Raw genomic sequence first — 13,317 nt, 5'->3', positions numbered from 1 at the left:
GGGGGACACCCGCGGGCGGCCCCGCCAACCCCCCCCCCGCCGGGGGGCCGGCGCCCTCGCGGGCGCCGGCCACCCTTGCATTTCGGGGCGTGGTCCGTCTCAGGCGTCGAGGATCCCCGGGAGGGCCGCCAGCAGGGCGTCCACCTGGGCCTCGGGGACGCTCAGGGCCGGAGCGAGGCGTACGGTCGCGGCTCCGGCGGCATTGACGAGGAACCCCGCGTCCTGCGCCGCCCGTTGCACGCGAGCGGCGACCGGTTCGGTCAGTCCGATGCCCACCAGCAGTCCGGCGCCCCGTACTTCGGCGACCAGCGGATGTCCCGGCGTCCGGACGCCGCGCCGGAGTCGCTCGCCCTGGCGCGTCACGTGCGCGAGCAGGCCCTCGGACTCGATCGTGTCCAGGACCGCGAGCCCGGCCGCGCAGGACGCGGGGCTGCCGCCGAAGGTCGAACCGTGCTGACCCGGCGTCAACAGGTCGGCCGCCGGGCCGAAGGCGATCGTCGCGCCGATCGGCAGGCCACCGCCGAGCCCCTTGGCCAGGACCACCACGTCGGGCTCGACGCCTTCCAGCGCCTGGTGGGCGAACCAGTGGCCGGTGCGGCCGATCCCGGTCTGGACCTCGTCCAGCACGAGCAGCGTCCCGGTCGCCCGGGTGATCTCGCGCGCCGCCCGCAGGTAGCCCTCGGGCGCCACGATGACGCCGGCCTCGCCCTGCACCGGCTCCAGGAACACCGCCGCCGTTTCCTCGGTGACCGCGGCCCGCAGCGCCTCCACGTCGCCGTACGGTACGTGGGACACCCCGGCGGGCAGCGGGAGGAAGGGCTCGCGCTTGCCGGGCTGCCCGGTGAGGGCGAGCGCGCCCATGGTGCGGCCGTGGAAACCGCCGTCGGCGGCGACGAGCCCGCTCCGCCCGGTGCGCCGGGCGATCTTGAACGCGGCTTCGACGGCCTCCGTACCGGAGTTGGCGAAGAAGACCCGTCCGGGCCGGCCCAGCAGCCCCACCAGGCGTTCCGCTAGGGCGACCCCGGGCTCGGAGACGAAGAGGTTGGAGACGTGACCCAGCGTCGACAACTGGTGGGTGACGGCCGACACCACGGCGGGGTGGGCGTGGCCCAGGGTGTTCACGGCGATCCCGCCGGTGAAGTCGGCGTAGGCCCGCCCGTCCTCGTCCCACACGGTGCTGCCCTCGCCGCGGACCAGGGCCAGCGGCGGCGTGCCGTAGTTGTCCATCATCACCGCGCGCCAGCGGCCGGTCAGGTCGTTGCCGAGGGTCACGCGGTGCTCGCCTTCAGGTCCGTCCGCGCGGGGTGCGCCTGCCGCGGGAACTGCTGGTCCCGGTGCGGCTGCCCCGGGCCCGTACGGCGCGGGTCGCTCCGCCGCCGGTCCGCCTCCTGCGCGTCCGCCTCCTGCGGGTCGGTGTCCTGCGGGTCCGTGTCCTCCGGGTCCGTCTCCCGCCGGTCCGTCTCCTGCGGGTCGGTCCCCTCCGGGTCCGTCTCCCGCCGGTCCGTCTCCTGCGGGTCGGTCCGCTCCGGGTCCGGGACCACGGTGGTGCCGTGGACCTCGGCGGGCGCGACGCCCCGCAGCACGGCGTGCGGCACCCGGCCGTCCAGCACGTGCGCCGCGCGCACGCCCGCCCGGACGGCGCGCAGGCAGCCCTCCATCTTGGGGAGCATCCCGCTGGACAGCTCCGGCATCAGCTTCGCCGCGCCCTCCGCCGTCAGGCGCTCGATCACGTCCGTGCTGTGCGGCCAGTTCGCGTAGACCCCCTCCACGTCGGTCAGCATCAGCAGCTTCTCCGCGTCGAGGGCGACGGCCAACGCCGAGGCCGCGAGGTCCGCGTTGATGTTGTAGACCTGCCCGTCCGCGCCGCGGGCCACGGGGGAGACGACCGGGATGCGGCCCCGGTCCAGCAGTGCCCGGATGGTGTCCGCGTCCACGTCGACGATGTCGCCGACCAGCCCGATGTCGACGGGTTCGCCGTCGACCCAGGCGGCCCGCCGTACGGCGGTCATGGTGTGCGCGTCCTCGCCCGACATGCCGACCGCGAGGGGCCCGTGGGCGTTGATCAGCCCGACCAGTTCCCGCTGGACCCGGCCCGTCAGGACCATCCGTACCACGTCCATGACGTCCGGGGTCGTCACCCGCAGGCCGGCCTCGAAGCGGACTTCCAGGTCGAGCCGGTCCAGCATGCGGCTGATCTGCGGGCCGCCGCCGTGCACGACGACCGGGAACAGGCCGGCGCGCCGCAACCGCACGACGTCCTCGGCGAACGTCGCCTTGAGTTCCTCGTCCACCATGGCGTTGCCGCCGAACTTGATGACGACGGTCCGGCCGCGGAGCCGCTCCAGGAGGGCCGGATCGTGCAGGTCCGCATCCGCGGGGGCGGTGATCGGTTCCGGGCGCGGGGCGGCCGGGACGCGTGGCTTCATCGGTGTGCCCGTTCCGCTCATGAGCTGTACGCGCTGTTCTCGTGGACGTACTCGGCGGTCAGGTCGTTGGTCCACACGGTCGCGGCGGTGTCGCCGGCGCGCAGGTCGATCGTGATCACGATCTCGCGGGCGGACATGTCGACCTTGTCGCGGGGCTCGCCGGCCGCGCCGTCCCGGCACACCCACACGCCGTTGATCGCCACGTCCAGGCGGTCCGGGTCGAAGGCCGCGTCCGTCGTGCCGATGGCCGACAGGACCCGGCCCCAGTTGGGGTCCTCGCCGTGCAGGGCGCACTTGAGCAGGTTGTTGCGGGCGACGGAGCGGGCCACGGTCACCGCGTCCGTCTCGGAGGCGGCGCCGACGACGGCCACCTCGATCTCCTTCGAGGCGCCCTCCGCGTCCGCGACCAGCTGCCGCGCCAGGTCCAGGCAGACGGTGTGCACGGCGGCGGTGAAGTCGGCCCGGTTCGGCGCCACTTCGGAGGCGCCCGAGGTCAGCAGCAGCACGGTGTCGTTCGTGGACATGCAGCCGTCGGAGTCGACCCGGTCGAAGGTGGTGCGCACGGCGTCCCGCAGGGCGGAGTCGAGCGCCTCCGCCGTGACGTCGGCGTCCGTGGTGAGGACGACGAGCATGGTGGCCAGGCCGGGCGCGAGCATGCCCGCGCCCTTGGCCATGCCGCCCACGGTCCAGCCCGGTCCGTGCGCCACCGCCGTCTTGTGGACGGAGTCCGTCGTCTTGATGGCGACGGCCGCGTCCTCGCCGCCCTCGGGCGTCAGTCCCGCGGCGGCGGCGCCGATCCCCTCGGTGATCCGGTCCATGGGCAGTCGGACGCCGATCAGCCCGGTCGAGCACACCGCGACCTCCCGCGCGTCCACGCCCAGGGCGCGGGCCGTCAGCTCGGCCGTCACCCGGGTGTCCTCGGCGCCGGCGGGTCCCGTACAGGCGTTGGCGCCGCCGGAGTTCAGTACGACGGCCGATATCCGGCCGTCGGCCAGGACCTCCCGCGACCAGCGGACGGGAGCCGCCTGGACGCGGTTGGAGGTGAACACGCCGGCGGCCGCGCGCGACGGGCCGCGGTTCACCACCAGGGCGAGGTCGGGAGCACCGGATTCCTTGATCCCGGCGGCCACGCCGCTCGCGTCGAATCCCTGTGCGGCGGTCACGGTCACGGAGCGACTCCATTCGTCGGCAGGCCCTGCGTCTCCGGCAGGCCGAGGGCGACATTCATGCTCTGCACCGCGCCACCCGCGGTGCCCTTCGTGAGGTTGTCGATGGCGCTCACGGCGATCAGGCGGCCGGCGTCCTCGTCCACCACCACCTGCACCTGCGCGCTGTTGGAGCCGAGCACGGCGCCCGTGCGCGGCCACTGTCCGGCCGGCAGCAGCCGGACGAAGGGTTCGCCCGCGTACGCGTCCTCGTACGCGGTCCGCGCCTCCCGGGTCCCGGCGGTGGCGCCGGTGCGCAGCCGCGCCGAGCAGGTGGCGAGGATGCCGCGCGGCATCGGCGCGAGCGTCGGGGTGAACGAGACGCTCACGCGCCCGCCCGCCAGTCGGGACAGGTTCTGCGTCAGCTCGGGGGTGTGCCGGTGGCCGCCGCCGACGCCGTACGGGCTCATCGAGCCCATCAGTTCGGAGCCGAGGAGGTGCGCCTTCGCGGTGCGGCCCGCGCCCGAGGCGCCGCTCGCGGCGACGATGACGGCCTCCGGCTCGATCAGGCCGGCGGCGAACGCGGGGTACATCGCCAGGGTCACCGCGGTCGGGAAGCAGCCCGGTACGGCGATCCGGTGCGCGCCCTTGAGCGCGTCCCGCGCCCCCGGGAGCTCGGGGAGCCCGTACGGCCAGGTCCCGGCGTGTTCCGAACCGTAGAAGCGGCGCCATTCGGCGGCGTCCTCCAGTCGGAAGTCGGCGCCGCAGTCCACGATCAGCACGCCCGGCTCCAACTGCGCGGCGAGCGCCGCCGATTCGCCGTGCGGCAGGGCCAGGAACACCACGTCGTGTCCCTGCAGGGACTGCGCCGAGGTCTCCGCCAGCACCCGGTCCGCGAGGGTGGGGAGGTGCGGCTGCACCGCCCCGAGCCTGCGTCCCGCGCTGCTGTGCGCGGCCAGCGCGCCGATCTCGACGCCGGGGTGCGTCACGAGCAGCCGCAGGATCTCTCCTCCGGCGTACCCGCTGGCCCCGGCCACCGCGACCCGTACCGTCATGTTCGTCGTCCCTCTTCGTGCCTGCTCGGTGCCGGGCGCTGACCCGGCGGGGATGCTTGATGGGCTGTCATGCGTGCGGGCCGCCCTGCCGTCCGGTGAGCCGCACGAAGGCCCGGCGCCACCACGATGCGCGCCCTTCGTGGCCGTCGACACACCGGCGCTCACCCGGCGAGTGAATTTTAGCTAAGCCTAACCTAACTTCACGACTCCGGAGGCGGCGGTCGCCGCTTCGATTGCCGTAAATGCCGGACTCCTGAGGGTTCGAACTCCCCGGCGGAACGCCCGGATCCACGCCCCCGGGACCTTGGCTCGAACGCCGCCCGCACTCTCTTACATACCCCCCATGGGTATGCTACGTTGCTCCGCGAAGGTACCCCCTAGGGGTATAGGGCAGAGGAGGGTCTGGGCAATGTCAACCGTCAATCCCCGGCGCTGGTGGGCACTTGGCGTGCTTGCCACCGCACAGTTCATGGTGATCATGGACACCTCGATCATCGGAGTCGCACTCCCCGAGATGCAGAAGGACCTCGGCTTCTCGCAGGGCGAGTTGCAGTGGGTCTTCAACGCCTACGTCATCGTCTTCGGCGGGTTGCTCCTGCTGGGCGGCCGGCTCTCCGACCTGTTCGGGGCCCGCAGGATCTTCGCCGCCGGCTGGGTCACGATGGTCATCGGATCGGTGCTCGCCGCCGCCGCGCAGAACGCGGCGGTCGAGATCGCCGGCCGCGCCGTGCAGGGCGTCGGCGGCGCGCTGATCGCACCGTCCGCCATGACCCTGCTGATGATCCTCTTCGGGCAGAACCCCAAGGAGCTCGGCAAGGCGATGGCCCTCTACGGCGCCGCCGCACCCGCCGGCGGAACGGCGGGCGTGTTCCTCGGCGGCGTGTTCACCGAGTGGATGAGCTGGCCGTGGGTGTTCATCATCTACGTCCCGATCGGCCTCGCGACCCTCGCCGCCACCAAGCTGCTGCCCGCCGTCCAGGCCCGCCGCGGTTCCGTGGACGTCCTCGGTGCCGTCGCCGTCACCGCCGGACTCGCGCTCGCCGTCTTCGCCGTCGTCCGGGCCCCCGAGATCGGCTGGGGCGCCACCGCCACCGTGCTGGAGCTCGTCGCCGCCGCCGCCCTGCTGGCGCTGTTCTTCGTGATCCAGCGGACCGTCCGCGAACCGCTCATGCCGCTCGGCGTGTGGCGGATCCCGCGCCTGGGCTCGGCCAACCTCGCGATGACGCTGCTCGGCGCCGCCTGGATCCCGATGTGGTACTTCCTCAACCTCTACCTCCAGCAGGTCCTCGACTACGGCGCCTTCGCCTCCGGCGCGGCCCTGCTCCCCATGACCATCCTGTTGATGATCTTCATGACGGCGATCACCTCCCGCCTCATGGGCCGGTTCGGGGCCAAGCCGCTGATCGCGGGCGGCCTGCTGCTCCTCGCCGCCGGCCTGGTCTGGCTGTCCGCCGTCGAGCCGACCGGCTCCTTCCTGGTCGACGTCCTGCCCGCCTCGCTCGTCGCCGCGCTCGGCATGGCCCTCGCCTACATCCCGGCGATGATCGCCGCGATGTCCGGCGCTCCGCAGGAGCAGGCCGGCCTGGCCTCGGGCATCGTCAACACCACCTACAACGTGGGCTCGGCCCTGGGTCTGGCCGCACTCACCGCGCTCGCCACCACCCAGGGCGCCGGTGAACTGGGCAACCTGCCCGCCCTCACCGACGGGTTCAGCGCCGCGTTCCTCGGCGCCGCCGGCATCGCCGCCGCCGGTGCGGTGGTCACGCTCCTGCTGATGAAGGGCGACAAGACCCCCGCGGCGCCCGCGTCCTCCGACACCGACGCCCCCGCCGCGCGCGGCGAGGCCGCGACGGTGTGACGTCCGGGACCCATCCCGCACGCACCCGAAGGGGCCGCCCGACGTCCTTCCCGGACGTCGGGCGGCCCCTTTTCCCGTACCGGCTTCCCGTGCGGGCTTCCCGTGCCGGCTTCCCGTGCCGGCTTCTCGTACCGGGACCCGAAGGTCGCCCCCGGTACGGGAGACCCGCACCCCTAGCCGGTGCGGGAGGCCCGCCGCCCCCGCACTCGCACCCGAGTTCCGACCGAAGGAGACCGCCCCATGAGGGACATCCGCACCCGCGCCGTGCACGTCGTGAACGAGCCCGCCGTCGGCGCCGCGAGCCGGCCGCTGTCCGTGCCGCTAGTCCAGTCCTCCGCCTTCGCCTTCGACTCCGCCGACGAACTGGCGCGGGCCATGGCCGGCCCCGACGGCGCGTACGTCTACGGCCGCCGCGGCAACCCGACCGTACGGGCCCTGGAGCACACCCTCGCCGACCTGGAGGGCGGCGCCTCGGCCATCGCCTTCGCCTCCGGCATGGGCGCCATCAGCGGCGTCCTGCTCGCGCTGCTGCGCCCCGGCGACCAGGTCATCGCGCAGCGCTGCCTGTACGGGGGGACGTACGCGGCGCTGAACGACCTCGCGGAGCGGTTCGGCGTCGAGGTCGTCCACATCGACGGCGACGGACCGCAGGAGTTCGAGGCGCTCGCCGGCCCGCGCACCCGGCTGCTCCTGCTGGAGACCATCGCCAATCCGACCGGCCGGGTGCCCGACCTGCCGGGCCTGCTGGCCGCGGCCCGGCGGCGCGGGGTGACCAGCGCCGTCGACAACTCCCTCGCCTCGCCCGTCCTGTGCCGCCCGATCGAGCTCGGCGCCGACATCGTGCTCCACTCCACCACCAAGTACCTGGCCGGGCACTCCGACGTCCTCGGGGGCGCGGCCGTCTTCGCCGACGACGCCCTGCGCCGCGAGGTATGGCCGCGCACGGTCGAACTCGGCGCCTGCGCCGACCCTTTCGCGGCCTGGCTGACGCTGCGGGGCATCGCCACGCTGCCGTTGCGGATGCGCGAGCACTGCGCGAACGCGGGCCTGCTCGCCGAGCGGCTCGCCGCCCACCCCGCCGTGCGCGCCGTCCACTGGCCGTGGCTGGGAACCAGTCCCTCGTACGCCACCGCCCGGGCCGTGCTGTCCGGCGGCGGCGGGTTGCTCTCGTTCGAGCTGGAGGGCGGCAGGGAGGCCGGCCGTGCCTTCGTCGAGGGCGTCCGGGTGGCGCGGCTCGCGCTGTCCCTGGGCGGCGTCGAGACGCTGGTGACGCACCCCGCGAGCACCTCCCACCGCGAGCTGGACGCGGGGGCGTTGGCGGCGGCCGGCATCGGCCCCGGCCTGGTGCGGATGTCGGTGGGCATCGAGGACCCCGAGGACCTGTGGCAGGACGTCGAGCAGGCCCTGCGGCGTACCCTCCCGCAATAACAGCCGATCCGGTCTTCTTTTGGGTTGACAAAATAAAAGGCTGATTCGTAGATTGGTTCACGCCAGAGAAACACTCCTCTACGTCAAGGGGGGCGCGTGATGCGCTACTTCGAGGACTTCCGGACCGGTGACGTCCACGAGCTGGGCACCATCACCGTCACCGCGGACGAGGTACTGGACTTCGGGAAGCGCTTCGACCCGCAGCCCTTCCACACGGACCCGGGCCTCGCCGCCCAGAGCGCGTTCGGCGGCCTCATCGCCAGCGGCTGGCACAGCGCCTCGATGTTCATGCGCCGCTACGTCGACGGGCTGCTCGCCTACAGCGCCTGTACCGGCTCGCCCGGCGTCGACGAGATCCGTTACCTCAGGCCCGTGCGCCCCGGGGACGTACTCACCGCCCGCGTCGAGATCCTCGGCTCCCGACCCTCGCCGTTCAACCCGACCACCGGCGTCGTCCAGCCCAGGTGCACGCTCGTGGACCACGAGGGCAGGGTCGTGTTCAGCATGATCCTCCACAGCATCTTCCGGCGGCGGCCCGCCGAGTCCGACGCCGACCACCCCGCCTCGTCCTGCGCGGCGGAGGACCCGGTCGCCTGCGTGCGCTCCGTGGCCTGACCCGGCCGGTACGGACGTCCGAGCCCGTCACCGCCCCCACCCTGTCCGCCGAAGTGAAGGGAGACCTCCCGTGGAGGCCGTATCCCGCACCGCCCAGTGGACCGCCGCAGCGCGGGCCCTGGAGACCGACCGCGAGGACCGGCTGTTCGCCGATCCGTACGCGCGCACCGTCGCCGACACCATCGGCTTCGAACTGCTGGAGCGTTACGCGGGGGCCGGCACCGTGCCGTTCCTCGCGATCCGCACCACCTACCTGGACCGGGCCATCGTCCGCGCCGTCGAGGAACACGGCATCCGCCAGGTCGTGTTCCTCGCCGCCGGCATGGACACCCGCTTCTACCGGCTGCCGTGGCCCGACGGGATCACCGTCTACGAACTCGACCGCCCCGCGCTCCTCGACGCCAAGGCCGACATGCTGGCCGGCGAACCCGACCCGGCCGGCCGCACCCGCGTCACCGTCCCCGTCGACCTCACCCAGGACTGGACCGGCCCCCTCGCCGCGGCGGGATGGCGCGCCGACGAACCGGTGCTGTGGATCGTCGAGGGGTTGCTCTTCTTCCTCCCCGAGGACGCCGTCCGCAACCTGATCTCCACGCTCGCCGGACACTCCGCCCCCGGGTCGGTCCTCCTCGGCGACGTCATCAGCGCGTCCGCCCTGAACAACCCGCTGTCCCGGCCGTTCCTGAACTCCCTGAAGGAGGACGGGAACCCGTGGCTGTTCGGCACGGAGACCCCCGAGCAGCTCCTTGCCGAATGCGGCTGGGCCGTACGGGAGGTCCGCCAACCCGGCGAGCCCGGAGCCGACTTCGGCCGATGGCCCTACCCCGTCCCGGCGCGCGCCGTCCCGCGCGTCCCGCGTTCCTTCCTGTTCACCTGCGACCTCCCGACCCCCGAGGTGAGAGCGGCATGACCGGCACCCAGGACTTCCACCAGCGCGTGATCAGCGACGCCGGCGCGGCCGTGCGCGGCCTCACCGTCGCCCTCGGCGAACGCCTCGGCCTGTACCGCGCCCTCGCCGAGGCCGGCCCGCTGACCCCGGCCGCCCTCGCCGAACGCACCGGCATCGACGCGCGCTACGCCGAGGAGTGGCTGCACGCCCAGCTGAGCGCCGGGTACGTCGCACGCCACACCGGCGACGACACGTACACCCTGCCCGCCGACCACGCCCCCGTGCTCGCCGATCCGAACGCCGTCACCTACGCCGCCGGGTTCTTCACCGCCCTCAAGGCCCTCTACGGCACCGAGGACCTCCTCGTCGACGCGTACCGCTCCGGCGACGGCGTCGGCTGGGCCGAGCACGACCCGGCCCTCGACACCGGCATGGGCAGCTTCTTCCAGCCCACCTACGAGCACCGCCTGGTCCCCGACTGGCTGCCCGCCCTCGAAGGCGTCACCGGCAAGCTCGCCGCCGGCGGCACCGTGGCCGACGTCGGCTGCGGCGTCGGCCACACCACCCTGCTGATCGCCAAGGCCTTCCCGCGGGCGACCGTGCACGGCTTCGACTACTCCGAGGAAGCCATCTCCCTCGCCCGGCAGCTCGCCGAGGAAGCCGGACTCTCCGACCGGGTCGTCTTCGAGGTCGCCTCCGCCGACGACTACCCGGGCACCGGCTACGACCTCGTCACCTTCTTCAACGCCCTGCACGACATGGGCGACCCCGTCTCCGCCGCCCAGTACGTCCACAAGTCCCTGGACGCCGACGGCACCTGGATGCTCGTCGAGTCCAACGTGTCGCCCGCCGACATCGACACCCAGACCCCCGCCGCCCGCATGTTCATGGCGCTGTCCGCCGTCATGTGCCTGCCCGTGGCCGTCGCCCAGCGCGGCCCCCACGCACTCGGCAACCACTCCGGCGAGCAGGCCTTCCGCGCCATCGCCGAAGAGGCCGGCTTCACCCGCTGGCGCCGCGCGACGGAAACCCCCGTCAACGCCGTCTACGAAGTCCGGCCGTAGGCCCGAGCCCCCGACGGGCGGCGCGACGCCCCCACCACCACACCGAGGAGACACCATGGGCGTCAGCGCCCCCCTGCCGGTCACCGACCGCTTCCTGGAAGTCCTGGACCGGCTCAGCTCCCGTTCCATCGAGGAGTACTACAACCCGTACCAGCAGTTCGACTGGCCCGAGAAGCTCGAAGAGGGTCGGATGTGGATGACCCCCGAGCTCCTCACGGTGTACGGCACGCCGTTCTACGACGAGTTCGACGAGCAGACCCTCCAGCGGCTGTCCAAGTGGGAGAGCATCAACTTCTACAGCCTCAACGTGCACGGCATCCGCGAACTGCTCATCGAGGTCGTCGGGCGGATCCACATGCCCGGCTTCGAGGTGCCCTCCGACTTCTTCCACCACTTCATCGGTGAGGAGAACGAACACATGTGGTTCTTCGCCGAGTTCTGCCGCCGGTACGGCGACAAGATCTACGGCTCCACGGCCCTGCGCGCCGACTCCGCCTGGGAGCCGGAGGTGGAGAACTTCCTCGTCTTCGCCCGCATCCTCTTCTTCGAGGAGCTCGTCGACCACTACAACACCCGCATGGCCCGCGACACTTCGCTCTGTCACACCATCCGCGAGGTCAACCGCATCCACCACCAGGACGAGTCCCGACACATCGCCTTCGGCCGCGAACTCGTCTCCCTGCTCTTCACCCGGATGCGCGAAGCCGTCCCCGCCGCCCGGGTCGCCGAGGTCGAGGCCTACCTCAAGCGGTACGTGGTCTACAGCGTCAACTCGCTCTACAACCCCCACGTCTACCGCGACGCCGGCATCGCCGATCCGATCGGCCTGCGCAACGCGCTGGTCGCCGACGAGCGCCGCCGCCCCTTCGAACGCAAGACCATCCGCAAGCCCCTCGGCTTCTTCCTGAAGACCGGGATCTTCACGGACGACGTACTGCCCGTCGTCTGAGAGGGCCGACCGCCGCCCGAGAGGTGACCCCCATGACCGTCACGACCACCGCGAGCGTCACGACCACCGCGAGCGTCACGGACACCGTGAGCGCCACGGACACGCAGGGCCTGCCGTCGCTCGGCCCCGAGGGAACCGCCCTGCTGCGGCTCCTCGACGACACCTTCGAGGGCTGGGGCGTCGGAGCCGGGGCCCGATCCATGACGATGCCCCCGCTGCTCCCGGCCGCCGACCTGGCCCGGCTCGACTACTACGACAACTTCCCCCACCAGGCCGTCGTCGCGGCGCCCCTGAACCTGGACGTCCGGGAGTCCACCGAGTTCTGTACGGACTCCGGCTGCTTCCCCTGCGACGCCCTCGAACCGGCCGCACTCGGCCTGCCGTCCGCGTCCTGCTATGCCGTGTACATCGACCACCAGGGCCGACCGGCCGCCGACGACGAACTCGTCACCGTGGTCGGCTGGTGCTTCCGCAAGGAAACCCACTACGAAGGCCTGCGCCGACAACTCGGCTTCCGCATGCGGGAGATCGTCGCCATCGGCTCCCGCGAGCACGCGGAGGCGCACCTGGCCTCCTTCACCGGCCGGATCAACGCCTTCGCCCGGGCCCTGGACCTGCCGCTGCGCCGGGAAGCCGCCTGCGACCCGTTCTTCGACAAGGGCAGCTCCAAGGCGGTGCTCCAGCGCCTGACCCCGGTCAAGCACGAGTTCCTGTACGAGGACCTCGCCATCGCCTCGGTCAACACCCACCGCAACTTCTTCGGCGACCGCTGCGACATACCCCTCGCCTCCGGCGCCGGTCCGGCCTTCACCAGCTGCGTCGCCTTCGGCCTGGAGCGCTGGCTGTCCGCGCTCACCCGCCGGCACGGCAGCTGGGAAGCGGCGACCGCCGCGGTCCTGCGCGCGAACGCGGCCGGGCCGGCGATCTGACGTGCCGACCCGACCCGTCGCCGCCCCGCCGGCGGGCGGCCTGGGCTGGGCGAACCTCGGCATGGACATCGTGTCCGTCACCCGTGTCCGCCGGCTGCTCGCCGTCTACGGCGAGGACTTCTTCCAGCGCATGCTCACCCCCGGCGAACTCGCCGACTGCCGCACCTCCATCAGGCTCGACGTCCTGGGCCTGTGCGGGCGCATCGCCGCCAAGGAGGCCGCCTTCAAGGCACTGCGCGTGCGGACCGCGGCGTTCCTGCCCTGGCTGGACATCGTCGTACGGCGCTCCGAGGGCGGCTGGCCGCTCGTGGAACTCCACGGGGCGGCGGCCACGATGGCCGAGGCATCGGGCGTCGCCGGCATCCACGTCTCCATCAGCCACGACGTGGACTACGCGGTGGCCATCGCCACCCCCGTCCCGGCAGCCGGTCCGCCGGGACACCCCGAACCGCCCGCCTCGCCCGCCTCACCCGCTTCGCTCGTCCCGCCCGACCCGCTCGGCCCGTCCCGGGCCCCGGACGGGACCGCGGCCGGCGACGCGACCGCACTCCGGGCCGCTCCCGCGGCCGACACCGAAACCGTGCACCGCACTTCAAGGAGAGACACCATGTCCGAAGGTCTGCTGTTCATGAAGAACTGGCTCCTCGCCCGCCACGAGGACCTCGACGACATCGCTTCCGACCTGGACCTCATCGAGCACCGGCTGATCGACTCGCTGTCCTTCGTCGAGTTCGTCTTCCTGCTGGAGCAGCACAGCGGCCGCGCCATCCAGCTGGAGACCCTGGAGGTCGACGAGATCCGCACCCTCGACGCCATCCGGGCCAACTTCTTCTCCGTCCAGGTGGCCCAGGCATGAGCCGCCGGCTGTTCACCTCGGAGTCCGTGACCGAGGGTCACCCCGACAAGATCGCTGATCAGATCAGCGACACGATTCTCGACGCGCTGCTGAGGGAGGACCC

Annotated in this window: 12 protein-coding genes and 1 pseudogene; 9 read left to right on the top strand and 4 right to left on the bottom strand. The window is 72.6% G+C overall.

The window, feature by feature from the left end; all coding sequences use genetic code 11:
* Positions 1–99: 99 nt before the first annotated feature.
* The 4 genes and pseudogenes from AB0D46_RS37410 to argC all read right to left on the bottom strand — a co-directional run bounded on the left by AB0D46_RS37410 (position 100) and on the right by argC (position 4,626).
* A complete protein-coding gene (locus tag AB0D46_RS37410) occupies positions 100–1,272 on the bottom strand; it encodes an acetylornithine transaminase (RefSeq protein WP_362884418.1) in 1,173 nt (390 codons plus the stop codon).
* A 254-nt stretch (positions 1,273–1,526) separates the two neighbouring features.
* A pseudogene (argB, locus tag AB0D46_RS37405) lies at positions 1,527–2,426 on the bottom strand (acetylglutamate kinase); the annotation flags it as partial.
* Positions 2,427–2,443: 17 nt separating this feature from the next.
* Positions 2,444–3,595, bottom strand: a complete 1,152-nt coding sequence (gene argJ, locus AB0D46_RS37400) for a bifunctional glutamate N-acetyltransferase/amino-acid acetyltransferase ArgJ (protein WP_362884416.1) — start codon at positions 3,593–3,595, stop codon at positions 2,444–2,446.
* Positions 3,592–4,626: an N-acetyl-gamma-glutamyl-phosphate reductase gene (gene argC / locus AB0D46_RS37395; RefSeq protein WP_362884414.1), complete on the bottom strand. Its 1,035-nt coding sequence runs from the start codon at positions 4,624–4,626 to the stop codon at positions 3,592–3,594. Before argC ends, argJ begins: the two co-directional genes overlap by 4 nt.
* Before the next feature lie 409 nt (positions 4,627–5,035).
* Between argC and AB0D46_RS37390 the strand changes: the two genes are divergently transcribed.
* The 9 genes from AB0D46_RS37390 to AB0D46_RS37350 form a co-directional block, all read left to right on the top strand.
* Positions 5,036–6,484: an MFS transporter gene (locus tag AB0D46_RS37390; RefSeq protein WP_362884413.1), complete on the top strand. Its 1,449-nt coding sequence runs from the start codon at positions 5,036–5,038 to the stop codon at positions 6,482–6,484.
* A 240-nt stretch (positions 6,485–6,724) separates the two neighbouring features.
* On the top strand, positions 6,725–7,912 hold the full coding sequence (locus tag AB0D46_RS37385; RefSeq protein WP_362884411.1) for an aminotransferase class I/II-fold pyridoxal phosphate-dependent enzyme: 1,188 nt from the start codon (positions 6,725–6,727) through the stop codon (positions 7,910–7,912).
* Positions 7,913–8,011: 99 nt separating this feature from the next.
* Positions 8,012–8,527, top strand: a complete 516-nt coding sequence (locus AB0D46_RS37380; protein WP_362884409.1) for a MaoC family dehydratase — start codon at positions 8,012–8,014, stop codon at positions 8,525–8,527.
* A gap of 70 nt (positions 8,528–8,597) precedes the next feature.
* On the top strand, positions 8,598–9,437 hold the full coding sequence (locus AB0D46_RS37375; protein ID WP_362884407.1) for an SAM-dependent methyltransferase: 840 nt from the start codon (positions 8,598–8,600) through the stop codon (positions 9,435–9,437).
* Entirely contained in the window at positions 9,434–10,480 is a 1,047-nt protein-coding gene (locus AB0D46_RS37370; RefSeq protein ID WP_362884405.1) for a class I SAM-dependent methyltransferase, read from the top strand. The genes AB0D46_RS37375 and AB0D46_RS37370 overlap by 4 nt, the downstream gene beginning before the upstream one ends.
* 55 nt (positions 10,481–10,535) lie before the next feature.
* The gene (locus AB0D46_RS37365) at positions 10,536–11,429 is read left to right on the top strand and encodes a diiron oxygenase (protein ID WP_281209391.1); all 894 of its coding nucleotides are present in this window, start codon (positions 10,536–10,538) and stop codon (positions 11,427–11,429) included.
* A gap of 32 nt (positions 11,430–11,461) precedes the next feature.
* A complete protein-coding gene (locus AB0D46_RS37360) occupies positions 11,462–12,358 on the top strand; it encodes a hypothetical protein (protein WP_362884404.1) in 897 nt (298 codons plus the stop codon).
* A 1-nt stretch (position 12,359) separates the two neighbouring features.
* Positions 12,360–13,214, top strand: coding sequence for a holo-ACP synthase (gene acpS, locus AB0D46_RS37355; protein WP_362884402.1), 855 nt, complete (start codon positions 12,360–12,362; stop codon positions 13,212–13,214).
* Positions 13,211–13,317: S-adenosylmethionine synthetase N-terminal domain-containing protein (locus tag AB0D46_RS37350; RefSeq protein WP_157855346.1), on the top strand; the 107-nt coding region annotated here is incomplete at its 3' end. The genes acpS and AB0D46_RS37350, both read left to right, overlap by 4 nt.

The organism is Streptomyces sp. NPDC048383, from assembly GCF_040651775.1.
In the GTDB taxonomy this organism is placed as follows: Bacteria; Actinomycetota; Actinomycetes; order Streptomycetales; family Streptomycetaceae; genus Streptomyces.
Note: the sequence above shows the minus strand (reverse complement) of the source record. Positions and strands in the feature narration are given on the sequence as shown.

What these genes read in the sequence shown, in the direction of transcription:
- AB0D46_RS37370 (WP_362884405.1), top strand. Translation starts at nt 9,434, where the DNA reads ATGACCGGCACCCAGGACTTCCACCAGCGCGTGATCAGCGACGCCGGC.
- AB0D46_RS37365 (WP_281209391.1), top strand. Translation starts at nt 10,536, where the DNA reads ATGGGCGTCAGCGCCCCCCTGCCGGTCACCGACCGCTTCCTGGAAGTC.
- AB0D46_RS37360 (WP_362884404.1), top strand. Translation starts at nt 11,462, where the DNA reads ATGACCGTCACGACCACCGCGAGCGTCACGACCACCGCGAGCGTCACG.
- AB0D46_RS37390 (WP_362884413.1), top strand. Translation starts at nt 5,036, where the DNA reads ATGTCAACCGTCAATCCCCGGCGCTGGTGGGCACTTGGCGTGCTTGCC.
- argC (WP_362884414.1), bottom strand. Translation starts at nt 4,626, where the DNA reads ATGACGGTACGGGTCGCGGTGGCCGGGGCCAGCGGGTACGCCGGAGGA.
- AB0D46_RS37385 (WP_362884411.1), top strand. Translation starts at nt 6,725, where the DNA reads ATGAGGGACATCCGCACCCGCGCCGTGCACGTCGTGAACGAGCCCGCC.
- AB0D46_RS37380 (WP_362884409.1), top strand. Translation starts at nt 8,012, where the DNA reads ATGCGCTACTTCGAGGACTTCCGGACCGGTGACGTCCACGAGCTGGGC.